Origin of the sequence: Candidatus Nitrospira nitrificans (assembly GCF_001458775.1) — a bacterium.
GTDB classification, from domain to species: domain Bacteria; phylum Nitrospirota; class Nitrospiria; order Nitrospirales; family Nitrospiraceae; genus Nitrospira_D; species Nitrospira_D nitrificans.
Genome location: NZ_CZPZ01000001.1, coordinates 1 through 24,324 on the forward strand (window position 1 = coordinate 1; position 24,324 = coordinate 24,324).

Genomic DNA, 24,324 nt, shown 5'->3' on the forward strand with positions numbered 1-24,324 from the left:
CGAATACATCGAGGGGTTCTACAATCGGCAGCGTCGGCACTCAACCCTCGGCTATCACTCCCCAGCTGAGTATGAAGCGCGGGCAGCAGTCGCGTAACCACGTGTCCATGAAATCGAGGGAAGATCAGAGCTATACTTGTCCCTATGAATCCGTTTCAAGGCAACACAAGCAGCCTTTCCACACTAGAAACTCTTCTCCGTCTTCAGGGCTTTTTCCATCACCGATTGCAACCTCTTGGCGTCTCACCTATCCAGGCCAGTATGGTGCTTTATCTTGACCGGCATCCTCAGTGCCAGGTGATGGAAATCTCTTCGGCGCTCTGCATTCCCAACCTCTCAACGGTCAAAACCGTTCAACTTCTTCAGAGAAATGGATGGATACGCAAACCACAGGTCAATGCGAATAGGAAAATCGTCAAGCTACAGCTCACTGAAAAAGGCACAGCCCTCGCTCAGAGGATCAAAGAGAATATCGAAGTCACTGACAAACTCTTTGCACTGGCCAACAGCCGCAAGGCTGCGTAAACGTTTCTTTATCTGACCATCGGCAAAAACACAGACTCAGTTCGCACCATGGGCATCGAGACGCCAACCCTCGCATCGCTTCACGGTTCGAATTACTGAGGATCAGAGACAGGGACCCATCCGGCCGCACTTCAGACGGCCGGGCCATAACGCCTCTGTTATCCGGCCATGTGCAATAGCGCCTACATCAAAAATGATCACCCTTCTGATCCGCGATACCTCTCTCCAATCCAACTGTGCTCATCGTCATCTCGATATCGAAAAAAACCGATCAGAAAACCTGCATTGACAGCACTCCAAACCAGGCGTAGCATCTCAAGAATGGCGCGGGTTTCTGTCTTTCTGGCAGCTCTGCTCGTCGTTCTCACCTTCAACGCCTATGCCTGTGTCCTGCCGTTACAGCAATCAACTGGGATGGACTGTTCCTCGGGGACGGAGGCGCCAGTACGCGGAACATGCGACGCGTTTCTCGACATAGGCCCGCAATCACAGTTATCATCTCACACCGCCGCCTATACGTCCCATCTAGAATGCGCGTTGCCTGTTCATCTTCTTCCCGATACGTTTGTTCCGCTTGTTCGAATCACTAATCCACCACGTAGCGCCGATACACCTATCCATCCCTCGATCCACACAACAGTCTTAAGGATTTGATACCTCCTTCCGTCTTGCATTCGGTTCTAGACTACCAGGCAAGTCTTTACAGTTTCTCTTCTCCAAATCCACGCGATCAACGTGGACCCTAGAGTATGAAAGGGGGACGCATGTCAGATATCAGCAGAAGAACATTTGTGACCACTGGTGCGTCGATACTGGCTACAGGTGTGTCGTTGGTGATGTCGCGAGAGGTGGATGCCGCCACACATGATGCGGGCCATGGTCCGATGCGAGAGCCTCAGGAGCCCCCCGACTCTTCGTTTCGCCACATGTCAGGCGAGGCGACCGTCATGGACGGACATGGCATGAGCGAGGAAATGCGACGCTGTCTTCAGCTCTGTCAAGACTGCCATGCGACCTGCATCAAAATGATTGGTCATTGTTTAAAGTTGGGAAGTCGGCATGCGGCTGCTGACTATATCCGGGTATTAATGGACTGTGCACAGCTCTGTGCGACGACCGCCGATTATATGGCTCGGGAATCTTTGCTCCACGACCGTATGTGCGGCCTCTGTTCGGAGATCTGTCGGCTCTGTGCGGAGAGCTGCGAACAGATAGGAGGAGATGATCAGATGGTACGGCAGTGCGCCGAGCTGTGCCGCCGCTGCGCCGGATCTTGTGAACATATGGCATCGAAAGGGGCAGCCTAGCACGTCGAATCACAGATGACTCGATACAGAATGTACACACCCGGCCGCCACTCTTGGCGGCCGGCCCATTCAGAGTGGTTCAATTAGATCGTCCAGTCCGGACGTCACAGCACACCTCGTCAAAATCTGCTGTTTTCTTGTCATGCCGTACCCCCTCAGTTAGACTTTTTTCACACAACCATGGCACGAGCACGCGCGACAGACCATCAGCGCCCTCGATCAAAAACCGCTCTGATCGAAGAGGCCACACTCGGAATCACCAAGCTTCAGGAGGTGTTGGCGGCGATCAATGACCTCGGTCAAGAAGGGTTTCCCTATCGGGATGCCGCGCAAAGCAAAGCCGAGTTGCAGTTTCGCGAGTGTCTGCGCCACGCGTTCGGTGAGCGATCTCAGGAGTTTCAAACCTACCGCAACTTCAAACTTCGTACAGCGGACAAGGCCGAGGTAGCCCAGAGCCTAGCTGCCATTAAAGGCCTCATACACACTCTGGAGGATCGAAAGTTGGAACTTCAAGGGCTCAAGCCACCACCAAAACCAGAATCACCACCCGAAGGAAGCCTCAGTAATATAGCTCGCATGGCACTGGTCCCGTCTACACCTCCAGTCATCGTGACAGAACAGATACCCTCGCCGATGACCGGCGCTGTGACCGTGACAACCAATGTGGGAGCGTCAATGGCTCCACTGCCTCCCGCGGCTCACTCACAACCGCCCATGCCGGAATCTACGATTACTGCGCCTGCAACGACCCTGATTCCAACGCCGACACTGACTCCGCCTCCTACGCCGTCGCTGACACCCATGCCTATAGCATCCGAGTTACCGCCTCAATCCATCGCCAGCCCCATCCCTTCCCCTCCTCCCGTACCCGCAGCTCAACCCATGCCATCAGCGATTGATAGGCGGATAGAAGCCGCGCAAGCGCCTCCATCGCCGATGGCAGCTCCGCTCGTTTCCGCAATACCGACGCAACCGCAGATCCCTCCCCCACCCTCTGCGTCGAATTACCCGTCGATGCCGCCAGAGATGTCTCCGAGTCTGGTCCAAGGTCCGCAAGATTTCCCAATAGGCAAACAGGCAATCGGCTTGAGTATCGCTCGCGTGATTGAGTCCACACTTGACCAAGACCCACTCAATCTCATCAGAAAAGTCTGCCTGCGCTTCCACTCCGTAGCCCGCCAGCTCCGACTTCGGAGGGACTATCGTCCGACCCTGGAGGTCGACGACGATTACGACCTCCAGGACCTCTTGTGCGCGTTGCTGAAGGTAGAGTTCGACGAAGTTGCAACTGATGAGTGGACGCCCCCCTATACAGGTGGCGCAGCCAGAACAACGCTTCTGGTGAATCGAGATCAAATTGCGATCGTGGCAAAGAAGACCGGACCAGGCGTAACCACGAAAGAACTCGCTGATCAGGTGGCGGCCGACTCCGCCTATTATCGAACGCAAGGGCGATGCACCACGATATTTTGCTTTATGTACGATCCGGAAGGCCGCATCGGAAGCCCGAGGCGGCTGGAAACCACCCTAACAAGCGTCAGCGAGCACTGCCGGGTCGAAGTGCTCGTGGCGCCCAAGTGAGGCCATGACAAAATCAAATTTGAAGAGGATCCCTTCTATCCCGTCGTCATCGAAAACCATGAAGGCCAAGCCCGGGTTGACAGGGCACAGTGACTTTGCTATAACGCAGCCCACTTCCGGGGCAATTCCGTATACTATTCACGGCCCAGCTCCGGGAGATCAAGAGATGTCTGACCGGGCGTACGTGCTCATCAATGTTCTCCCTGGGCAGACAGCTGCTGTCGTCAAGGCACTGGGTGACATTCAAGAAATAAAGACGATCGATCCCTGTTGGGGCAAGCCGGATATTATCGCGATAGCTGACATAGCAGACCAAGATGCCTTGACCCAACTGGTCTTGAGTCGAATACATCGCATAGAAGGAGTGACGCAGACCGATACTCACCTCGTGTACCGACTGAAGGAGGCCAGAGCAAAATGATTCGAAAGGACTGTCTCGCCATTGTCGCCCTTTCCGTTTTCGCGTTTGGATGTACCGGCGTGCAGTACGCCATCCAGCCTGACGTCGTTGACGTCACATTGCCCGCATCGGCAGACCGGGTGAAAGCGGCTGTGACTAAAGTTTTGTCGGATGACAACTACAATGTGGACTGGAAGGATGGAGCGCAGCTTCAGACAGGCTACAGGGGCGAGCAGCCTAGTATCTGGGATTGGCTGGTGAGGGGACGGCTAGGTGTGGTCAGAAGCCGTGCCGAAGCCTCCGTGACATCGGAAACCGATCAGAGCTCTCGCCTCCGGTTGCAAGTCTCGTCAGAAGGCAAGCAAACGATGTTTCAAGAATGGGAGCCCACCGCGCCTCAAGTTCCTCAAAGCGCTGAAAACAAGCTTCGTTTGATCAAGAACGAATTGAAAATCGTGCAGACCACGTATACAACCGAAACCTTTTACGGGTCGAAGCCTTAGACAGGCTCTTTTTCCGCCCCTTCAGTCTCTTCTCCGAGATCCAAGCCGAAACGCTCTGCCATACGGTAGAGCGTTCGTCTATCGATGCCAAGGATTTTTGCAGCCTTCACCTTATTTCCCTTCGTTTCCTTGAGTACTCGAGTCAAATGGCGTTTTTCCACCTCCTCGAGGGTCAGATACACTTCATCGAGTTGATCGGCTTGCGACAGTCGTGCATCGACCTCAGCCGTAGCAGCCTGACGAATGACCTCAGGTAAATCCTCTGGTGTCAGGAGGGGCCCGTGGCTTAATGACACGGCACGTTCAATCGCATTTTCAAGTTCCCGAACGTTGCCAGGCCATCGATATTGGGTCAAAAGGGTCATGGTTTCAGGCAGGACACCCCGTACCGCGTGGTCGGTCCCTGCCGCGCACTTTTGCAAGAAGTGATGCACCAGCATGGGAATGTCTTCCCGCCGCTCGGCCAATGACGGCAATGTAATCGGAACGACTTTCAGCCGGTAGAAAAGGTCGTCTCGAAATTTTCCATCCTTCACCAACTGCTCAAGATCTCGATTCGTGGCAGCGATGATCCGAACATCGACTTTGGTGGAAGTGGTGCTTCCGACCCGTCGGACCTCCTGATCCTGCATGACCCGCAACAACTTCACTTGCAATGCCTGTCCAAGCTCGCCGATCTCATCGAGAAACAACGTGCCGCCATTGGCCGATTCAAAGAGTCCGACCTTGGTCCCGACGGCCCCCGTGAAGGCCCCTTTTTCATAGCCGAACATTTCCGATTCCAGCAAGGTATCGGGCAACGCGCCGCAATTGACGGGGATGAACGGATTGCCCCGGCGGGGGCCATTCGCATGAATCGCACGCGCAATGAGCTCTTTGCCGGTTCCACTTTCCCCCTGGAGCAGGACCGTGCTTTTGCTTTCCGCCACGCGCGCGACTAACTTGTACACCTCCAACATCGCCGTGCTGCTTCCGACCAACGGAGACCAGTCGTCCTTACTCCTCAACTCTTCACGGAACCGCGCATTTTCTTGAAGCAATCGGCAGTGATCCAGGGCCCGCTTGACCACCAGCTTGATGTCCTCCTTCTTGAACGGCTTCGCCAGATAATCGTAGGCACCCTGCTTAATCGCTTCGATCGCGCCTTCCAGCGAGCCGAACGCGGTGAGCACCACCACGGCGGTATTGGGACTCACTCGTTTGAACTCCCGCAAAACCGTCAGTCCATCCACCGCACCCATGCGGATGTCCGTCAGCACCAAATCAACCCGTCCCTGGCGTCCACGCGCGATCACTTCTGCTCCGCCTGCAAACGCCTCGACGTGATACCCTTCTTTCCTGAGGGCCTCCGCCAACAGCTCACGTGCAACCACATCGTCGTCAGCCACCAGAATCGTTGCCGGCCGCATCACACCTCCTCGCTCGCATGAATGGGTTTGCTTTGCATCGCCGGCAACGTCATCGTCACGGTCGTGCCACGCTCGATCTCACTCGTCAACACCAGGCTCCCGCCATGAGCCACCACTGATTCGTGGCTCAAGAATAGTCCCAATCCGGTCCCCTTGCCAACGGCCTTCGTCGTGAAAAACGGTTGAAAGGCCTTCTGGAGATCCTCCTCCGGCATCCCACATCCTGTGTCTTGCACCGCGATCGTAATCACCAACGGCGACATGCCGTCTGCGACCAGCCGACCCCGTTCCAGTTCAGCGGGCGACGCCTCGCGACTTCCTGCCATGATGGTGACGTTGCCGTGTGAGGGAGTTGCGGCGAGTGCATTCGTCAAGATATTCACCAATACTTGATGGATTTTCTCCTTATCCGCCCACACCTGCGGAAGATCCTTTGGAATGTCGACCGTCAGCGCGATTCCTTTCTCATGAAAAGCCGGTTCCATCAAGACCGCCGAGGGACCGACCACATCCTCCACCGGAAGCCATCGCGGCTCAGGCTGGCGCGGACGAGTCGAAGACAGTAAATCCTGAATGATGCGAACGACTCGTGTGAGCTGATCATCGATGATGGCCACCCGTCTCCTCATCTCGGGCGTCGCACCGGGCTCCTCGGCCAACGCCTGCACGTGCCACGCGATTGAATGAAGCGGCGTGCCCACCTCATGCGCCACGGATGCCACGAGCTGTCCCACCGCAGCCAACCGTTCCGATCGGTTCAGCTGATCTTTGGCCTGCACCAACTGTGTGTTGGCTTTGAGCAGATTCTCGGTTTCTCGGGCCAGTGCCGCCCGGGCCGCCTCCTCTCGCGCCTTCCGCTCTTCCCAGCTCACCCCAAGGTACGCCACCGACAGTAAAACACCGACGACGACGCTCCGATTGATGATCGCGGCTTGAAATCGGCCCGGCTTCGTCGGTTGGAGTAAACCTGAATAGGTCCCCATGACACAGGCCAGCACCGTCACCAACATAATGGTTCGATTCCGAAGAGTCGTCACCAACAAGATCGGCAACACATACCCATACGCGCCGACGACGTTAGCCGGGGCAAACTCTTCAATGACCAAAATGATGAGAAAGCACGCCGCCGCGATGGCCAACACAAGGCGGTCACGATGCGTCATGGGGATCATCGATTGGCTCCGTCCGGCCGATGATCACAGCCTCTGAATCGAGAACGTAAGGATTCCTTCACGAAAGTACTTACACAAGAGGGCGGGTCAAACGCAACAGAGCCGCGAGTCGTTCGAATCGGAAATCTTGGGCCAACTCCTCCACCGGCACGCTCAACTTCCGACACCAATTCGGGTGCTGGTCGACTGTCCCCGGTAGATTGGTCTGGACACGGGTGCCGATGACATCGTCAAGATTGGCCAAGACAATCCACGCAGGGGTGCGGGCCAGATACTGATGAATACTTTCCATCAGCTCAGTCGTCATGATCGGCACCTGGGCAGGATCTTCCGATACACCAGCCGGTAGGAGGCCTTGAGACTTCAAAGCCGTGAGAATCCCCGCCTTTTCTCGATGCCGCTCCGCCCACATCGCATGTCGAGCGTCCTCCGAAGGGAAGAGACCCAGTGCGGATCGCGTGTCGATATCCACGCCTTCCCAATACCCCACCAAGGTTGGAAGATCGTGAGTGGTGGCGACGGCGAGCGCTTGAGCGGGATAATGGGCCGGGGGCTTCCACCCGCCCCAGGGCTCTCGCTCAAAATAGAACACTCGATACGACAACACACCGGCTGGTCCAAGTCGGTCACGCACCCAATCGGGAACGGTGCCCAGATCTTCGCCGATCACCATGGCCTTGGCCCGCACGCTCTCCAACGCCAGAATCGCCAGCAGCTCATCGTCCCGGTAATGCACGTAGGTCCCCATCGCGGGCGGAAGACCGCGGGGAATCCAAAACAACCGAAAGAGCGCCATGACATGGTCGATCCGTATCGCCCCTCCATAGCGGAGATTATTGCGGAGTAATTGGATAAAGTACCGATAGCCGTTCGCGCGCAGACGCAAGGGATCGAGCGGAGAAAATCCCCAATTCTGTCCCTCGGGGGCGAACGCATCGGGAGGCGCGCCGCAGTCGGCCTTGAACGCCAAGACCTCCTGATTCAGCCATCCATCGGCGCCATAGCGATCGCTTCCCAGCGCAAAATCATGGTACAAGCCGATCGGCATGCCGGCTTCGTGCGTTTTCCGCACCACCGCAAGCAGTTGTTCCGCAGCCAGCCATTGCAGATACTGAAAGAACCGTACCCGCGACATCCGCCGACGCCGAAATTCCTCCACAGCCTCCGATCTCGGAGTGCGATAGGATTCCGGCCAGTCCTCCCAGATTGCTGCGGTCGAGCATGCAGACTGCCGTTCTTCCTCCAGGGCTTGAAACACTGCATAGTGCGCCAAAGATTCCCCTTCCCGCTCCGTGAAGTGCTGGAAGTGTCTCCCCCGGACGGTCATCGGCTTCAACTCCGGTTCGACGCCTTCGAAGTTGTCCCGCAGAAACACGTGATAGCACAGTTCGAGCACCTCGCGTTTCACCGACCTCACCGCGTTGTAATCCACGAGCTCGCATCGCCGAGCTGCTTCGATCCTCGAACGGACTGAGGGATCGGCAAGCCGGCGCTGCACCTCTGGACCCGTCCAGCACTCTGAAACCTGAGTCACGTCGATGTATAAGTCGTTTAAGAAAAGGCGACTCGTGGGTGAATAGGGACTCATATGATAGGGAATGGTATTCTTGAGCGCGTGAAGCGGATTCAGTCCGACCACCGCAGCGCCCAGGCGCTTTCCGGCCCATTCAATGACGGCACCCAGATCTCGAAAATCACCGACCCCCCAATTGTGGTGACTCCGCAAGGAATAGAGCTGCAAAGCCACGCCCCACCACCGAATACCCTGTTGAAGTTCATCCGGAATGTAACAGCGCTCCGGCGCGACGATGAGGCGAAACGTGGCCTCCGTATTCGTGCCGCCTCCCTGCGCGTGGGCTGTGACGGTGTAGTAGCCAAGCGGCAGGTCTTGTGGAAATCCCACCGCAGCTCGCACAAACCGGCGCCCCTGAATCGTCCGAGTTTCTTGGACTTTGAGAGCGGGCCCTTCGGCGCACCGATAGTGCGTGTCCCCGTTCTCCGCGTAGACTGACCAGTTGATGGACAGAAGGGAATCGTTCGAACTCTCGCATGGCACATACAGCGACCAGGCCCCTGCCTCTCGTCCCAACCGCAGCACATACACAGGTTCGCAGCCCCTGAGCCACCACCGATTATCCCATGTCTCCAGCTCCGCAATAAGTTCCTCGCGATTCGCCACCCGGAGATTCATGGCAGCCAGAATGGCCCGTCGCGTTTCATCCGTCGTCACATGGTGCGTTCCAGCGATGTCGTAGTAGTCGGCAGCAATCCCCGCGCGATCGGCCAACAGACGCAACAGATCACTTTCAGATTGATCAAACATCCGTGTGAGTCTGAGCGAAGGACGAGATCAAGTCAAGGCAATGCAGACTCTGCCCCTTTGCTTGAACCGGCTGGGAAGCACCAAGATAGGTATCGTGAAACGGTCGAGACCGCGCGGACTGAGCGCCGGCAGGCCAACGTTGACTGACGCCTCAAACGGCTTCTACTTCAGCGCATGGAGATTTCCGGTGGAGCGGGCGAGATTGACCCGAGCGGCGTTGAGTTGGAAGAGTGCGGTGACGAGGTTTTCTCTGGCACGGGCCACTGACGAGAGCCCATTGGTGAGTTCAAAGTGACTGGTGGAGCTCAGAACGGCGTACCGTTCTCGCGCAAGATCCAGCTCCTTGGTCGCCATCTGTAATCCAGCCTGCGCAATACCAACCTGCTCTTTTGCCGCAACCAGTGACGCGAGAGCGTCATGGACTTCCATCTTGATGTGGTTGAGCACCGATCTCATGCGTAACGATTCTTGCTGCCACTGACTTCGGGCTTGGGCGATGCGGCCCTCACGCTGGGCTCCGTCGAAGATCGGGATCTGGAGGATCAGTGCCATATTGTACGTATCGAGCGTATTGTTCCATCGATTGCCGATGAGCCCATACTCTCCCTGAGCCACCAGCGACGGCAATCGCTCCCCAGTAAGGGAGGAATAGGTCAGCTCCGAAGCTTTCACACGGGTGTGCTGCGCCTGAACCTCCGGCCGTCGGCTCAACGCCTCTTCCACGGCCTCCTGCGGCGTCGGGATCTCCCACACATCTGTCGACCATTCATCGGTCAAAACAAGAGGCGTCTCCGTCGGCAATGCCAAGAGATCGATGAGGCTCAATTTGGCATGTTCAAGGTCATACCCGGAAGACGACCCTTGTTGCCGCTCCACAGCGAGCTGCGCTTCCAGCCGCGCGATGTCCAACCCTGTGGCCAGCCCTCCTCGTTGCCGCTGCCTGACGGTTCCGAGCAATTCGGTCATCACCTGCTGATTCGCCTCGTGCATCTTGATCATCGCCGCAGCTTTCAACCCTTCCATATAGGCGAGCGCCACGCCGGCCATCGTGTCCGATTTCCTGGCTTCCGCTTCCTGCTCAGTTACCTGGAGCGATTCCCGCGAGGCCCGCCACCGTTGAATCAAGCTGAGGCTGAACAGATTCTGCGTGGCGCTGATCCTCGTATCGAAAATACTGAAGGGGTCGGTACGCACCGGCGAGAGGCCGATGGTCCCGAGAAATTGCGTCTGTCTGGTCTGTCGCACATTGGCGGATACGTTGGGCAGCATGGCTCCCAATTGTGTCCGCACCTGGCCCTTGGCTTCCTGAATTCGTTCTTTGTACAACAGGACGTCAGGATTGTTATCAACGGCTGCGGCCAATGCACCTTTCAAGGTGAGCCGAAGGGGCTGAGGGGCAAGGGGCCGAGACAAGCCGACGCTCGATCCCCCGGTTGGGGCATCGGCCCGTACCACGTCGGTAGCAAGCACTCCGACAACCAGCAGGCAGAATCCAAGCGGAGCCGATGAATTCACCATCCGTTCACCGCTCCCTCAGGCTTTCCTTCATCGATTTGAGCAAGGGACTCAGCAAATACTCGACGATGCGGCGCTGTCCGGTTTTGATCTCAACGGTCACGGCCATCCCAGGTGAAAGATTCACCTGTTTGCCTTCGACCTGCATCGTCGACCGATCCAGACTGACTCTCGTTGGGTACACCAGACCGACTTTTTCGATGGAAACGGCATCATCGGAGACCGTCAGCACAGAGCCGGGGATCGTGCCATACAACGTGAACTGGAACGTTTCGACCTTAATCTCGGCCGGCTGCCCTTCCTTCACAAACCCCACGTCTTTATTTTCGACTTGCGCCTCGACCTCGACCGAATGGTCTTGCGGCACGACCATGAGCAGCTGCTGGGCCGGAGTCACGACGCCACCGACGGTATGCACCGCTAACTGTTGCACCACGCCGTCGATCGGCGCGACAAGCCGCTGCAACCCGGCTTTTTGTCCCGCCTTCGCCACCTCTTGCGCGAGCGAGATAGCCTTCGTTTCGAGAGCCGACAGTTCGGCCCGTTTGCTTTGCTGAAATTCCAACAGCATGGCCTGGTACTGCTTCTCAGCCTCGGCGAAGGCTGCCTGATCCTGTCGGAGCTTCTTCTTTTGCCCGGCCAACTCCTGCGCCTTGTCGATTCGCTGCCCTTCGGCCTGGAGGAAGTCCATCTTCGTGACGGCTTCATGCTCCAGCAGCTTTTTATAGGCCTCGGCACGTTCCGTCTCCATCGGCACCGTGGCTTCCAAACGGAAAATATTTTCTTGCGTCTGCTCGACGGCAGCCTGCCGTTGAGCAACCAGATGTTGAGCCGCCGCCATCTTGGCCTGGTATTCGGCGAACTGGTCGCGCAGCAACTGTTGTTGCAACAAGACATAGGCTCTGTCCGCATCGGGAGGGGCCTCGAACGCGGACTGCCCCTTGATCAGGGCCCGCAATCTCGCCGCTTCCACTGTTGCCGCTCGATACTCATTGGATGCCCGGTCACGATCGGCGCGATTGAGGGTCGAATCGAGTTCGATCAGCACATCGCCCTGTTTCACGGCTTGTCCGTCCTGGATGTGAATTGAAGCAATGACCCCTGTTTCATAGGGCTGGACGATCTTCGAGTACCCGCTGGGGATGATCCTGCCCTGAGCCGTCGCCACGATATCGATCCGGCCGAACGTGGTCCACAGCGTTCCGGCGGTGAAGGCCGCCAAGATGGTCCAGAGGACAGCTCGGCCGATCGGCGAGGGCGGTGCCTGCTGAATTTCCAACACCGCCGGCAGAAACTCTGTGGCCCGCTCGCCGGGAGCAGACGTGCCGGCCGGCTGGCTTGATTCGGCTTGCCACGCCGCCTTCCACACTGTCCAGTGCCGTGAGAACGCTCCGAAGGCCATCGTACCCTTCTACCCCATACAGACTTGATGCGCGTGTAAGCGCGCATAAAACCCACCGACATGGAGCAGCTCGTCATGCGACCCCTGCTCGACAATCTCCCCCTTTTCGACGACATAGATGCGATGGGCGAGCCGCACCATACTCAGTCGATGTGCAATGATGAAGACCGTGCGACCCTGGCTGATCCGCGCCATGTTCCGCTGGATCACCCCTTCGGATTCGTAGTCCAGCGCGCTGGTCGCCTCATCGAAGATCAGAATACGAGGATCGGCGACCACGGCCCGCGCAATGGCGATGCGCTGACGCTGGCCTCCCGACAACGTACATCCGTGCTCTCCGATCACGGTGTCATATCCGTCCTCCAATTCCAGGATGAACTCGTGGGCACCGGCCGATTTCGCCGCTTGGATCACCTGGTCCATCCCCAATCCTGGATCCGTCAACGCAATATTGCTCCGTACTGAGCCGTTGAACAGGAAATTTTCCTGCAGCACGACCCCCACTTGCCTACGCAACCATGCAGGATCGACCTGAGCCAAATCCACGCCGTCTACCAACACACGCCCCCGTTCCGGCACATAGAGGCGCTGCAGCAATTTGGCAATGGTGCTTTTCCCGGACCCTGACCGCCCGACAATGCCGATCACGTGTCCGGGCGCGACGGCAAACGACACCTTGCGAAGAATCTCCGGGCCATCAGGCCGGTAGCGAAACGTGACTTCATCGAACCGAACGTGGCCCGTCACATGGGGAAGCGTCGTCCGGTTCGGGTTGTATGAAGGCTCAGGCTGCGTATTCAGCACATCACCCAACCGTTGCACGGAAATCCCGACTTGCTGAAACTCTTGCCAGAGATTGACCAACCGCAAGAGCGGCCCCGTCACTTGCGCCGACAGCATATTGAAGGCGATCAACTGCCCGATACTGAGGTCGCCTTCAATCACACCGTAGGCGCCGACCCACAAGATGGCGACAGTGGTCACCTTTTGGACACAGGCCGCCGATTGGCCGGCTATCATCATGAGGCTCGTGGCTCGAAAACTCGATCGGACATAGCCGGCCAGTTGTTCCTCCCACTTCCGCAAAAGCGGAGGTTCGACCGCCATGGCTTTCACAGTTTGGATTCCGCTGACCACTTCGACTAAGAACGCCTGATTCTCTGCGCCGCGATTGAACTTTTCATGCAGGCGCGCTCGGATCGCCGGAGTAATGGCGATCGACAGCACTGCATACACCGGAAGCGACGCCATGACCACGAGCGTGAGCGTGGAACTGTAGAACCACATCACGGCCAGGAAGACGAGCGTGAAGATCACGTCGAGCGCCACAGTGACCGCATGGCTGGTCAAGAATTGACGGATCTGCTCCAACTCACGCACACGGGCGACCGTGTCGCCGACTCGTCTCGCTTCAAAATAGGAAAGTGGAAGCGCCAGCACGTGTCGAAAGAGTTGCGCGCCCAGACTCACGTCGATCCGATTCGTCGTGTGAGCAAAAAGATAGGTGCGGAGCCCGCCCAACGTCGCTTCAAAGACCGCCAGCGTGATCATGCCGATGGCCAGTACATGGAGCGTGGTAAAGCCCTTATGGACAAGCACCTTATCGATGACGACTTGTGTAAAGAGCGGGGTCAACAGCGCGAAAAGTTGAAGGAAGAACGACGCAACCAGCACTTCGCCGAAAAACGTGCGGTACTTGACGATCGCGGGAATGAACCACGTAAAATCGAACTTCAAATCTTGCAGACCGCCGTGAGCCCGCTTGGCCAAGAGCAGAAGTTCTCCCGTCCACATCGCTTCGAACTGCTCGCGGGAGAGAACAAGCGGGCGCGCTTCGATCGGATCCTGGACCAATACCGTTTCCGTTTCGACCTTCGCCAGCACGACATACCCGCCGTCCTTCCGCTTTACCATGGCAGGCAGTGGTGCCGTGGGCAGGCTGCGCCACTCGACCTTGCGCAAACCAGCCTTCAACCCAAGGTGTTTGGCCGCGCGGAGCAAATCGATATCCGTCAGGACTTGCCCGGGCTGCGCAAACTGATGCCGCAACTGTGCGCCATCGGCCGGAAGATCATGGAAGCGAGCGAGAATGAGGAGGCAAATCAGGCCGCTGTCTGCCGGCGATCCATTGAAGAAAGCAGCGGAACTGTGATCCACTCGTTGCGGCCCGGAATTGTTCATGGGAGCCACTCTTGTACCGCCTCTGCGAGATAAGTCGCTACGTCAAGGTCTACGCGCCGATTGTATCAACGGATCGGAACGGTTCTGACTTCTCTTAGAGGGGGGATCGTCCAACGGAAGTGGTGTGGTTGGAGCAAGCACGTCGAATACGTTAGTGGATCTCTGAGTTGAGTGAAGCTTAGCCTTTCACTCAACTGACTGAGCATGAGCTCACAAGTCCTCCAAAAAACGAAACCACCACCGAAGCCTGTGCAAAATCTCATATTGACAGGATGTACGTGTTCCGCTATATACGGCGGCCATGGCGACTACCACTCAATATTGGACAGACGAAAACGCCCTTCTCTACCAAGCCTATGGAACCACAGGCGATTGGACCTGGGATCTAGGGGACGGTACGTTCTTTTGGAGCTTTTGCGTGCGGCCCTTGCGACGACAAGCCGACGTCTTTGTCACAGTCGAACGGGTGACAGCGGTTGAAGATATTCGGACGAATCCAAGCGCCGGCAGAGGCGGTCGTCAGGCCACTATTCTCACAGTGAGAGTGGATACGACTTCACGGGAGCTCCAAGGGAAATTCACGGATCTGCGGTTTACTGCCATCAAAGTGAGCACTCCATGAAGCTCTCCCTCGTCTTTAATTCCAAAGGGAATATCGTCGCTGCCGCACGGATTGACGTGAAAAGTAACGTTCCACTTCCCCGGCCGATTGCAACCAAAAAGCTGAAGGCACTCGAACTAGAGGTGCCTACCGAATACTGCCATTGCGATCTTGGAACTGTTTGCCAGAGTCTGCGTGTAGACGCCAAGCGCAAAATATTGGTCCCCCTTCGAGCAAAGAAGAGCCCGAAACCCACCGCCCGCCGTCCACGATCGTCATAAAAAGTCATACATCCACAGGCCATCACGCTACCGCCACCTCATGGCAAGGCATGAGCTCTTGCAGTCCTGCATCACCGCCGACATGCAATCCGCATCGGTAGCCACGCACCAGACTGAATAGCAGCACCTCACAGCTGCACGCCCTGCCTACCCCTCGTGACATTGAGGCCAGCTTATCTCAGAGGCGCTTCGTTTAAAAATGGACAGGCGTCTTTGTATTGCCGGGCTTAGGATTTCCTTTGTAAATTACAGAACGCTTTTCATGACGCTGCCGGCTGGTCTGGGGCGGGTTTCGATCGGAAGTCTTGGATGATGTTCCACACTCGCAGGACATCGAGCGTCAGACTTGCGCCATACGTGGGACCGTAGTCTCGTTCCACGATGTTTCCCATACTATCGTTCCAGGTTTCGAACCGCACCGGACCGGCGGAAGCCGCTATGGACCATGCAAAGTGCTTCTGGCTCTCTCCCGCTGCATTGACGAAGATCCCAGTGTCCCACATGAGCGCAAATTCGATTTCCCAGGTCGGGATCGTTTCACCCGTCTCGGTAGTCCGGTATTGGCCAATGGCAATCGACGGCTGTACCAGCCCCGCCATATTTCTCACTGCATGGAGCGCAGACCCGTCGCTCTGATAACTGACCCTTCCCATAGCAGAGGCCCGGACGTTTATATCGCCCCACTTCTCCGAACGCCACACCGACGGGGTGATCTGCAATCGTCGCACACCGGCTCGCAGAAATCCCTGTTGATAAATAGTCCCGACGGAAAATCCTCCCCCCGCAAAGAGCACCTTTCGGTCGAACATGGAAATCCATCGAGTCACCGACCCATCAATCATCGCGTCGGTCTCGATACGAGGATTCACACTTGGAACGTTCGGAAGCCCACGAAGTTGATGGACCAATTTATTTTGAAGGTGCTGAGTGATTTCGTCCCCCGTGGGACTGATGCCGGCGGTAAGATTGGTGCTCCAGTTCTTCCAATCCCCACCCCAATGCTGGGTCCAGCTCATCGTGATCAAGTTGAAGCCGAGTGTCGTCCCTACCGTGGAATCATACCTGTTCCCCAGCCCGTCAAAGGGAGTAAACCGATTGAGGGTTAGTCCCCCCGTAACGGTGGAATACTGGTCAGGGAATGACATACTCCCCCAGTGGACGGATGGCGCAGGAGTTTCACTCCAGGCCGGAGTGGAGCTGACTCCGACGAGCAGCAGCACACCACCGATCAGCGTCGTGGTTCGGCGCCATGGCCATGGCGCTCTTCGCACAAACAATTCTCGCTTCATCGACAAGGACCACCTTTCAAAGAAACATCCAGCCTGGCTACAGGCCCTCTGTGACGGAACACGTTCAGAATATTGGGATGCGCGAAACGGACGAATTCTACACGACACGGACAGAGGTGGCGACTAAATTATCGACCGCCGGCAACGATCACCTCTCGCCAGGGCGACTCACTCCGACTGATCGTATGATCGCGTCTCTCGACAGGCCTCTCGATCCTATGCTAGCTTACGCGTTCGTTTTTCCGTGCTCATTCCTTTCCACGCGAGAGCTGACAGGCTCAGACATGTTCAAGAAAATCTTGATCGCCAATCGCGGTGAAATTGCCATGCGGATCATCCGCGCCTGCCGCGAATTGAACATCGCCACCGCCGCCATCTATTCCGAAGCGGACTCGACCGGGATTTATGTCAAGAAGGCGGACGAATCCTACCTGGTCGGCCCAGGTCCGGTGAAGGGATTCCTGGATAGCAAGCAGATCGTCGACCTGGCCAAACGGATCGGCGCCGATGCCGTTCACCCTGGATACGGGTTTCTGTCTGAGAATGCGGAGTTCGCCGAACTCTGTCAGGCTTCCGGCATCACGTTCATCGGCCCGTCTACCCATGCCATTACCCTGATGGGCAGCAAGGTCAAGGCGCGCGAGCTTGCCGAATCCGCCGGCGTATCGATCGTGCCCGGCACCGATGGGGCGATTGCCACCGTCAAAGAAGCCCTGGCCTTCGCAAAACAAGCGGGCTACCCGGTCATGATCAAAGCGAGCGCCGGCGGCGGCGGTCGCGGGCTTCGCGTGGTCCGATCCGACGATGAGCTGCGAGAGAATATGGTGGTCGCGGCTCGCGAGGCCCAGGCGTCTTTCGGCGACGGCAGCGTCTTCATCGAGAAATATATCGAGCGGCCGCATCATATTGAGTTTCAAATCCTGGGAGATCGGCACGGGAACATCATCCATCTTGGAGAACGAGACTGTTCGATCCAGCGACGACACCAGAAGCTGATCGAGATCGCCCCCTCGTTGATTCTGACCCAGGAACTTCGGGAAAAGATGGGCGACGCCGCCATCGCCATCGCGCGCGCGGTGAACTACGACAATGCGGGAACCGTGGAGTTTCTGCTCGATCAGCAGGGAAAATTCTACTTCATTGAAATGAATCCGCGCCTCCAAGTCGAGCACACGGTGACCGAGCAGATCACGGCCATCGATATCGTGCGGAATCAGATTAAAATCGCGGCGGGCCTGCCGCTCAGCATCCAGCAACAGGACGTCATTCTGCAAGGCCACGCCATCCAGTGCCGGATCAATGCGGAAGACCCAAAAAACAATTTCCTCCCCTGCACAGGCACGGTCACGGCGTATCTCTCTCCGGGTGGAATCGGCGTCCGCATCGACGGAGCCGTGTACAAGGATTACACGATCCCACCCTATTATGACGCCCTGCTGGCCAAGTTGACGGTCCGGGGACGCACCTGGGAAGAAACCGTCAGCCGGATGCGCCGGTCCCTTGAAGAGTACGTGCTCCGCGGGGTAAAAACCACGATCCCCTTCATGGAAGCGATCATGCACGAACCCGACTTTATCGCGGGACGTTTCGACACATCCTATCTGGACACCCACCCTGAGTTGTACTCGTACCACGAGTTTGAGCAGCCGGAGGATCTGGTGCTGGCGCTGTCTGCGGCGATCGCCGCCTACGAGGGCCTCTGATTCAAACAAACCCTCTGCTTCCCAAAGAGATACCTTAACCATCATGGCGAAAAGACGACCACCGACTAAGAAACCTCAGAAAAAAACCAGAGCGGCCGCTCCGACGATCAAGACCTCAAAAAGCGTCGCATCCCGCCCCAGCGAGCTCACGATCACGCCGGCCGCCGGCAAGCCGGTACTGATCACGGATGTCGCCCTGCGAGACGGCCATCAATCGTTGTTGGCGACGCGCATGCGCACGGAAGACATGCTGCCCATCGCGCAAAAGCTCGATGCGGTCGGCTATTGGTCGTTGGAAGTCTGGGGCGGCGCCACCTTCGACACCTGTTTGCGTTTCTTGAAAGAAGATCCCTGGGAACGGCTCCGGGCCTTGCGGGCCGCCATGCCCAACACCAAGCTCCAAATGCTGTTGCGCGGACAAAACCTCGTCGGCTATCGCCATTACGCCGACGACGTGGTGGAGCGGTTCATCGAACGTTCGGCCGTGAACGGCATTGATGTCTTCCGCATCTTCGATGCCCTCAACGACGTGCGGAATCTCGATCGAGCCGTGAGCGAAGTGAAAGCCTGCGGCAAACATGCCGAAGCCACCATCTGTTACACCGTCAGCCCGGTCCATAGCATCGACCGGTTTGTGGATTTGGCCAAGAAGTTGGAAGATCTGGGGACGGATACGATTTGCATCAAGGACATGGCCGGACTCTTGGCCCCGCTCGACGCCTACCACCTGGTGCGTCGGTTGAAGACCGCCGTCAAGGTTCCACTGCATCTCCATTCGCATTACACCTCCGGCATGGCGTCCATGGCCTCGTTGATGGCGATCCTCGGAGGCCTCGACATGCTCGATACCTCCATCTCTCCGCTGGCGGGAGGAACCTCTCATCCGGCGACGGAAACGTTGGTCGCGTCGCTCCAGAATACCCCCTACGACACGGGGCTGGAACTCGCATCCTTCCAGCCGATCACCGAACACTTCCGAACGGTCCGCCGAAAATACCGCCAGTTCGAGAGCGACTTTACCGGCGTGGACGCGGAAATCCTCATGTCGCAGATCCCCGGCGGCATGCTGTCGAACTTGGCCGCCCAGTTGACGGAGCAAAATGCCCTGGACCGGATGAAAGAGGTTCTCGACGAAGTCCCGCGTGTGCGAAAGGAAATGGGCTATCCCCCGCTCGTCACCCCGACCAGCCAAATCGTCGGAACCCAGGCGACACTCAATGTGCTGACCGGTGATCGATATAAAGTCATCACCACCGAAACAAAAAACTATTTCTTGGGATTGTACGGCCGCGCTCCCGGACAGGTCGATCTCGACGTGATGGCGCGCGCGACCGGCGATGAAACACCGATCAAGGCCAGACCGGCCGATCGGCTGGACCCGGAAATGGATGACGCGAAAAAAGAGCTTCCAGGCTCGGCTCAGACCGTCGAGGACCAACTGTCGTTCGTGCTGTTTCCCGCCATCGCGCGGGACTTTTTCGAAGCCCGCGAGAAAGGCGAGTTGATCCCTGAGCCGCTCGAATTGGGATCGACGAAAGGTCCTACCACCGCTCACGAATTGCACCTGGCTCCCGTGGAATTCAACGTGACGGTGCACGGCGAGACCTATCATGTGAAGGTCTCGGGCTCCGGTCGCAAAATCGATGGACGGAAGCCCTACTACATCCGTGTCAACGATAAACTCGAAGAAGTGTCGCTTGAACCGATCCAAGAAGTGCTCGCCGGTGTCCCGGAGTCCCAGGAGACCGGAGCGGGAGGAAAACCCAAACGCCCCAGACCGGCGAAACCGGGTGATGTGGCTCCGCCCATGCCTGGCCGGGTGGTGAAACTCCTGGTGGCGGTCGACGATCATGTCAAGGCCGGCGATCCGCTGTTGATCATCGAGGCGATGAAGATGGAAAGTCGAGTCCCGGCGCCGATCGATGGAAGAGTCGCCGCGATCCTGACCGCCGAGGGGGACAATGTGAAGACGGATGAAACTCTCATCCAACTGGAGTAATCCCATCACCGGCTCGATTCTCCGTTTCCCCGGACCTGGGCGGTTTGCACTGCTCGTCCTCTGCCTCGTATCGCATCTCATGACCTCCTGCACCACGCCTCCACCGATCCCGCCCTATTTTGAGCCGTTGGGAGGCACCCCGATCGAGCGCATCCCGATCAAAACCGTTCTCGTCCATGGTCAACGGATTGCCTACCTCGATGCCGGTACCGGCCCGCCGGTCATCCTCATCCACGGCTTCGGCGGATCCATGTGGCAATGGGAGCATCAGCAACATGCCTTGTCTCAACATTTTCGCACCCTGACGCTCGATCTTCCCGGTTCCGGCTTATCCGATAAACCGGACATTGACTACCTGCCGGATCAGATGTTGGACTTCTGTATCGGGTTCATGGACGCGCTACAGATTCCTCGCGCGACACTGGTCGGCAATTCCATGGGCGCCGGGTTGGCCATCGGCATGACCTTGACCCACCCCGCTCGCGTCGACAAGCTCGTGCTCATCAGCGGACTCCCGTCTCAGGTCATGGCCAAACTCACGAGCCGGTCGTTCAGGCAAGCCCTGGAATCTCGAGCCCCGGTCTGGCTGATTTCGTTGGGCAACTGGCTGTTCGGCGGGCTGGTCACCGATTCCGTCCTGAAAGAAATCGTCCACGACCACCGCCTTCTCACGCCGGCCGTCATCGAGCGATCCAACCAAAACCGCCGACGCCCCGGCATCATCAAACCCATTCTGGCCGCCAGGAACGCCCTCCCCTCCTGGGAAGCGGATTTCGCCTCACGCATCAGCAGCATCACGCACCCGACCATGATCATTTGGGGCGAACACGACCGGGTGTTTCCCCTGGCTGTCGGTGAAGAACTGCACCACCGGCTTCGCGGATCCACCTTCGTCAGAGTTCCCAAGGCCGGTCATATGCCGCAATGGGAACGGCCTGACCTGGTCAACCGATCGATGATCGCGTATATTCAACCGTCACCCTGAACAGAGAGGTCGAGTGGGATCCCCACTCTTTATCTTCAGAAAGGAGCCTACGATGCGGACAAGATATGCTGGTTTCATCGGCGCCACGCTGTGCTTTTCGCTGGGCCTTGTCGGATGTCACACGATGGGCGGATCAACCGGCGCCGGCTTTTCCTACAAGAATATGCCGGTGGCGGATGGAACTGCGGTTGCGGGCGAAGGCAACAAGGTCCTCTTCAAGGGCAACCCGTTGGCGCTCGCCGGTAACGGAGTCAAAGTCGGTGACGCGCTCCGCGATGTGAACGTCGCGCAGAACGACTTGTCCCTCGTGAACATCGCGCAGACGAAAGGCGCGGGAAAAGTCCGTATCATCAGCGTGGTCCCCTCGCTCGACACCCCGGTCTGCGAACAACAGACGCATCTTCTGAGCGAGCGCAACAAGGGCCTTGATAAGATGGTCGAATTGATTACCGTGAGCGTCGATACGCCCTTCGCCCAAAAACGGTTTGCGGCAGAAGCGAAAATCGCCAACGTCACCTTCCTCTCCGATTACCGGGGAGCCGAGTTCGGCAAGACGCATGGTCTCTTTTTAGAAGGGCCGCACATTTTGACGAGAGCGGTCCTGGTCGTCGATAAGACGAACACCATTCGCTATCTTCAAATCACTCCGGAAATCACTCAACTTCCGGACATGGAAGAAGCCTTGCAATTTGCTCGTCGGCTGGTGACGGAGAGCTGAGATGAAGACAGGTTGAGGTTGAGCCGGGAACGATGAAGGTTGGAAAGGTTGAGGCGTGGAGCGGCGACCTCCAACCTTGCACCTCACACAACTACCCTTAATCCGTAACCTCAGCCTGAAACCTCCACCATACCAATGGCTCATTACGATTTACTTGTCATCGGCACGGGACCCGCCGGCCAAAAGGCCGCCATTCAGGCGGCCAAGCTCAATCGGAAGGTCGGGATCATCGAGCGAAAGGCCGTTGTCGGTGGGGTCTGCATCAATACCGGCACCATTCCAAGCAAATCCCTCCGCGAAGCGGTGCTCTACCTCTCCGGGTTTCGACAGCGGAGCATCTACGGAGGTGCGTACCGTGTCAAGAAGAAGATCACGATCGAAGACTTGGCCTTCCGCGCGAATCATGTCATCAAGCGCGAGATCGAGATCGTGCGGAATCAGATGGCCCGCAATCAAGTCGACATGGTGTTTGGTTCCGCCAGTTTTCTCGATCCTCATCGTCTGCGCATTCAACGAGAGCATGGCGCGCTTGAGCTGACGGCGGACTATATTGTCATCGCCGTGGGGACGGAGCCGGCTCGGCCGTCCCACATTCCGTTCGACGACCATGCGGTCATCGATACGGACGGCCTCCTGACCCTGAAACACATCCCCGACAGCATCGTCATTGTCGGAGGCGGAGTGATCGGAACGGAGTACGCCTCGATGCTCGCTGCCTTGGGAATCCCCGTCACCCTTATCGACAAACGACCGCGGCTGTTGGAGTTCGTGGACGCTGAGATCATCGACACGCTCCAACAACGCATGAAAGACCTCGGTGTGACGCTGTATCACGATGAAGAAGTCCTGGCGATCAAGCGAGAGCGGAACAACTCTATCCACGTATCCTTGCGGAACAACCGGCCGATTCGGACGTCGACACTCATGTACGCGATCGGTCGCGTCGGGGCGACAGGGACGCTCAATTTGGAAGCCATCGGACTGCAACCGGATACCCGAGGACGGGTTACCGTGAACGCTCACTTCCAAACCTCGATTCCTCACATCTATGCCGCCGGCGATGTCATCGGGTTTCCGGCACTGGCCTCGACGTCGATGCAACAGGGCCGCCACGCGGCCTGCCATGCGTTCGGTCACCCGGATCGTACGGACACCTCGCTCCTCCCGTACGGCATCTACGCCATTCCTGAAATCTCCATGGTGGGACGAAACGAGGACGAGCTGCAGCAGGCAAACATCCCCTTCGAAGTCGGCATCGCCCGTTACAGGGAGATTGCCCGCGGGCAGCTCATCGGCGACGAAACCGGCATGCTCAAGCTGCTGTTTCATCGGGATACCAAACATCTACTGGGCGTTCACGCCATCGGCGAGGGAGCGACCGAGCTGATCCACATCGGTCAGGCCGTCATGGCCTTTCACGGCAAGATCGATTATTTCATCGACACGGTCTTCAATTATCCGACCCTGGCCGAATGTTACAAAGTCGCAGCCCTGGACGGCATGAATCGCATGTCAGGGCCGTGGGTTCCGTACATCTAAGGCTCGTGGGACGTCGTTCGTGAAGCGAATCTCGCTCATGAGTTCCAAGTTTCACGTTCCAAGTTTCAAGTTGTGCCAAAACCTCAAACCTGAAACATGAAACTTGAAACCGTTGGCCGATATACTTCACGAGATACGCTTTTCCTTTAGGAGGACCTATGTCATTTTCAAACCATCTGCGCAAGCTCGCCACATCCATCTGGGATGCCCAATTGAGCCATCCCTTCGTCGTCGCCCTCGGCAACGGCACGTTGCCTGAACAGAAATTCACCTATTACATTCTGCAGGACGCCAGATTTCTCGGCGATCTGGCGCGTGTGTTTTTCGCCGCCGCGCTGAAGGCGCCTGATTCGGAATCGGCCTTGCGGTTCAACAAGCTGGCCGAAGAGACCATCGTCGTTGAACGGAGCCTGCACGAAAGCTACGGAAAGAAGTGGGCGCTGACGCCGAAGCAGATGACCTCCGTGCCGATGGCGCCGACGAACTATGCCTACACCAGACATATGCTGTCCGTCGCCGCCTCAGGCACCGCGGCGGAGATCACCGTCGTCGCGCTCCCCTGCGCCTGGGTCTATTGCGTCGTGGGGCAACACCTTTTGAAGAAAGGCGCGCCGCCCAAGAACCATCCCTACCGCGACTGGCTCATGTTGTACGCGTCGCCGGAGTTTGCCCAAGTCCAGCGGTGGATGCGCAAGAAAGTCGATCAGTGGGCCAAGACCGCCGGCAAGGAAGAACTGCGGCGCATGGAAGACTCCTTCATCATCAGTTCACGCTATGAGTGGATGTTCTGGGATATGGCCTGGAACGAAGAGCAGTGGCCGGTATAGTGGAATGCCGGGGGGAGGCCACAAGGAAGGAGGCGGAGCGCGTGACTGGAGCCCGCATGGGTGC

Annotated in this window: 19 protein-coding genes; 12 read left to right on the plus strand and 7 right to left on the minus strand. The window is 57.5% G+C overall.

The genetic code is table 11. The annotated features are described in order from the left end of the window. The 5 genes from COMA2_RS19640 to COMA2_RS00030 form a co-directional block, all read left to right on the plus strand. The coding region (locus tag COMA2_RS19640; protein WP_139076923.1) for an IS3 family transposase at positions 1 to 97 on the plus strand (97 nt) is incomplete at its 5' end. A 47-nt stretch (positions 98 to 144) separates the two neighbouring features. Continuing rightward, positions 145 to 525: a helix-turn-helix domain-containing protein gene (locus tag COMA2_RS00005; RefSeq protein WP_090893509.1), complete on the plus strand. Its 381-nt coding sequence runs from the start codon at positions 145 to 147 to the stop codon at positions 523 to 525. Positions 526 to 2,012: 1,487 nt separating this feature from the next. After that, on the plus strand, positions 2,013 to 3,413 hold the full coding sequence (locus COMA2_RS19645) for a PD-(D/E)XK nuclease domain-containing protein (RefSeq protein WP_139076925.1): 1,401 nt from the start codon (positions 2,013 to 2,015) through the stop codon (positions 3,411 to 3,413). Positions 3,414 to 3,579: 166 nt separating this feature from the next. After that, on the plus strand, positions 3,580 to 3,834 hold the full coding sequence (locus COMA2_RS00025) for an Lrp/AsnC ligand binding domain-containing protein (RefSeq protein ID WP_090894181.1): 255 nt from the start codon (positions 3,580 to 3,582) through the stop codon (positions 3,832 to 3,834). Continuing rightward, positions 3,831 to 4,316 carry a hypothetical protein gene (locus COMA2_RS00030; protein WP_090893516.1) on the plus strand — a complete coding sequence of 162 codons (486 nt, stop codon included), beginning with the start codon at positions 3,831 to 3,833 and terminating at the stop codon, positions 4,314 to 4,316. The genes COMA2_RS00025 and COMA2_RS00030 overlap by 4 nt, the downstream gene beginning before the upstream one ends. On the opposite strand, the gene COMA2_RS00035 is transcribed toward COMA2_RS00030, so the two are convergent. The 6 genes from COMA2_RS00035 to COMA2_RS00060 form a co-directional block, all read right to left on the minus strand. Next, the gene (locus COMA2_RS00035; RefSeq protein WP_090893519.1) at positions 4,313 to 5,725 is read right to left on the minus strand and encodes a sigma-54-dependent transcriptional regulator; all 1,413 of its coding nucleotides are present in this window, start codon (positions 5,723 to 5,725) and stop codon (positions 4,313 to 4,315) included. The genes COMA2_RS00030 and COMA2_RS00035 overlap by 4 nt on opposite strands. Next, positions 5,725 to 6,897, minus strand: coding sequence for a sensor histidine kinase (locus COMA2_RS00040; RefSeq protein ID WP_090893521.1), 1,173 nt, complete (start codon positions 6,895 to 6,897; stop codon positions 5,725 to 5,727). Before COMA2_RS00040 ends, COMA2_RS00035 begins: the two co-directional genes overlap by 1 nt. A 70-nt stretch (positions 6,898 to 6,967) precedes the next feature. Continuing rightward, a complete protein-coding gene (gene malQ / locus COMA2_RS00045) occupies positions 6,968 to 9,220 on the minus strand; it encodes a 4-alpha-glucanotransferase (RefSeq protein WP_090893523.1) in 2,253 nt (750 codons plus the stop codon). A 162-nt stretch (positions 9,221 to 9,382) separates the two neighbouring features. Then, the gene (locus tag COMA2_RS00050) at positions 9,383 to 10,738 is read right to left on the minus strand and encodes a TolC family protein (RefSeq protein WP_090893525.1); all 1,356 of its coding nucleotides are present in this window, start codon (positions 10,736 to 10,738) and stop codon (positions 9,383 to 9,385) included. 4 nt (positions 10,739 to 10,742) lie between these two features. Then, complete coding sequence (locus tag COMA2_RS00055; protein ID WP_090893527.1) at positions 10,743 to 12,137, minus strand: HlyD family type I secretion periplasmic adaptor subunit; 1,395 nt, start codon at positions 12,135 to 12,137, stop codon at positions 10,743 to 10,745. Positions 12,138 to 12,146: 9 nt separating this feature from the next. Then, entirely contained in the window at positions 12,147 to 14,318 is a 2,172-nt protein-coding gene (locus COMA2_RS00060; protein ID WP_090893529.1) for a type I secretion system permease/ATPase, read from the minus strand. A gap of 301 nt (positions 14,319 to 14,619) precedes the next feature. Here COMA2_RS00060 and COMA2_RS00065 point away from each other — a divergent pair, with 301 nt between their 5' ends. Next, positions 14,620 to 14,940 carry a hypothetical protein gene (locus COMA2_RS00065; RefSeq protein WP_090893530.1) on the plus strand — a complete coding sequence of 107 codons (321 nt, stop codon included), beginning with the start codon at positions 14,620 to 14,622 and terminating at the stop codon, positions 14,938 to 14,940. 520 nt (positions 14,941 to 15,460) lie between these two features. Here the strand turns inward: COMA2_RS00065 and COMA2_RS00070 are convergent. Further along, positions 15,461 to 16,489, minus strand: a complete 1,029-nt coding sequence (locus tag COMA2_RS00070) for a hypothetical protein (protein ID WP_090893532.1) — start codon at positions 16,487 to 16,489, stop codon at positions 15,461 to 15,463. Positions 16,490 to 16,773: 284 nt separating this feature from the next. Here COMA2_RS00070 and accC point away from each other — a divergent pair, with 284 nt between their 5' ends. From accC to tenA, 6 genes are all read left to right on the plus strand, one after another. Then, the gene (gene accC, locus COMA2_RS00075; RefSeq protein ID WP_090894185.1) at positions 16,774 to 18,192 is read left to right on the plus strand and encodes an acetyl-CoA carboxylase biotin carboxylase subunit; all 1,419 of its coding nucleotides are present in this window, start codon (positions 16,774 to 16,776) and stop codon (positions 18,190 to 18,192) included. A 43-nt stretch (positions 18,193 to 18,235) separates the two neighbouring features. Beyond that, positions 18,236 to 20,191, plus strand: a complete 1,956-nt coding sequence (gene oadA / locus COMA2_RS00080; RefSeq protein WP_175304277.1) for a sodium-extruding oxaloacetate decarboxylase subunit alpha — start codon at positions 18,236 to 18,238, stop codon at positions 20,189 to 20,191. Next, the gene (locus COMA2_RS00085) at positions 20,166 to 21,176 is read left to right on the plus strand and encodes an alpha/beta fold hydrolase (RefSeq protein ID WP_090893534.1); all 1,011 of its coding nucleotides are present in this window, start codon (positions 20,166 to 20,168) and stop codon (positions 21,174 to 21,176) included. The genes oadA and COMA2_RS00085 overlap by 26 nt, the downstream gene beginning before the upstream one ends. A 52-nt stretch (positions 21,177 to 21,228) precedes the next feature. Continuing rightward, positions 21,229 to 21,894, plus strand: coding sequence for a thiol peroxidase (gene tpx / locus COMA2_RS00090; protein ID WP_090893536.1), 666 nt, complete (start codon positions 21,229 to 21,231; stop codon positions 21,892 to 21,894). 135 nt (positions 21,895 to 22,029) lie between these two features. Further along, positions 22,030 to 23,433 carry a Si-specific NAD(P)(+) transhydrogenase gene (gene sthA / locus COMA2_RS00095; RefSeq protein ID WP_090893537.1) on the plus strand — a complete coding sequence of 468 codons (1,404 nt, stop codon included), beginning with the start codon at positions 22,030 to 22,032 and terminating at the stop codon, positions 23,431 to 23,433. A 158-nt stretch (positions 23,434 to 23,591) separates the two neighbouring features. Further along, entirely contained in the window at positions 23,592 to 24,260 is a 669-nt protein-coding gene (tenA, locus tag COMA2_RS00100; RefSeq protein WP_090893539.1) for a thiaminase II, read from the plus strand. Positions 24,261 to 24,324: the final 64 nt, after the last annotated feature.

Bases quoted from the DNA above. Each gene is read 5' to 3' on its own strand.
- COMA2_RS00050 (WP_090893525.1), bottom strand. From the start codon at position 10,738: ATGGTGAATTCATCGGCTCCGCTTGGATTCTGCCTGCTGGTTGTCGGA.
- sthA (WP_090893537.1), top strand. From the start codon at position 22,030: ATGGCTCATTACGATTTACTTGTCATCGGCACGGGACCCGCCGGCCAA.
- tpx (WP_090893536.1), top strand. From the start codon at position 21,229: ATGCGGACAAGATATGCTGGTTTCATCGGCGCCACGCTGTGCTTTTCG.
- malQ (WP_090893523.1), bottom strand. From the start codon at position 9,220: ATGTTTGATCAATCTGAAAGTGATCTGTTGCGTCTGTTGGCCGATCGC.
- COMA2_RS00055 (WP_090893527.1), bottom strand. From the start codon at position 12,137: ATGGCCTTCGGAGCGTTCTCACGGCACTGGACAGTGTGGAAGGCGGCG.
- COMA2_RS00025 (WP_090894181.1), top strand. From the start codon at position 3,580: ATGTCTGACCGGGCGTACGTGCTCATCAATGTTCTCCCTGGGCAGACA.
- COMA2_RS00030 (WP_090893516.1), top strand. From the start codon at position 3,831: ATGATTCGAAAGGACTGTCTCGCCATTGTCGCCCTTTCCGTTTTCGCG.
- COMA2_RS00005 (WP_090893509.1), top strand. From the start codon at position 145: ATGAATCCGTTTCAAGGCAACACAAGCAGCCTTTCCACACTAGAAACT.
- oadA (WP_175304277.1), top strand. From the start codon at position 18,236: ATGGCGAAAAGACGACCACCGACTAAGAAACCTCAGAAAAAAACCAGA.
- tenA (WP_090893539.1), top strand. From the start codon at position 23,592: ATGTCATTTTCAAACCATCTGCGCAAGCTCGCCACATCCATCTGGGAT.
- COMA2_RS00085 (WP_090893534.1), top strand. From the start codon at position 20,166: ATGAAACTCTCATCCAACTGGAGTAATCCCATCACCGGCTCGATTCTC.
- accC (WP_090894185.1), top strand. From the start codon at position 16,774: ATGTTCAAGAAAATCTTGATCGCCAATCGCGGTGAAATTGCCATGCGG.
- COMA2_RS00040 (WP_090893521.1), bottom strand. From the start codon at position 6,897: ATGATCCCCATGACGCATCGTGACCGCCTTGTGTTGGCCATCGCGGCG.
- COMA2_RS00035 (WP_090893519.1), bottom strand. From the start codon at position 5,725: ATGCGGCCGGCAACGATTCTGGTGGCTGACGACGATGTGGTTGCACGT.
- COMA2_RS00060 (WP_090893529.1), bottom strand. From the start codon at position 14,318: ATGAACAATTCCGGGCCGCAACGAGTGGATCACAGTTCCGCTGCTTTC.
- COMA2_RS00070 (WP_090893532.1), bottom strand. From the start codon at position 16,489: ATGAAGCGAGAATTGTTTGTGCGAAGAGCGCCATGGCCATGGCGCCGA.
- COMA2_RS00065 (WP_090893530.1), top strand. From the start codon at position 14,620: ATGGCGACTACCACTCAATATTGGACAGACGAAAACGCCCTTCTCTAC.
- COMA2_RS19645 (WP_139076925.1), top strand. From the start codon at position 2,013: ATGGCACGAGCACGCGCGACAGACCATCAGCGCCCTCGATCAAAAACC.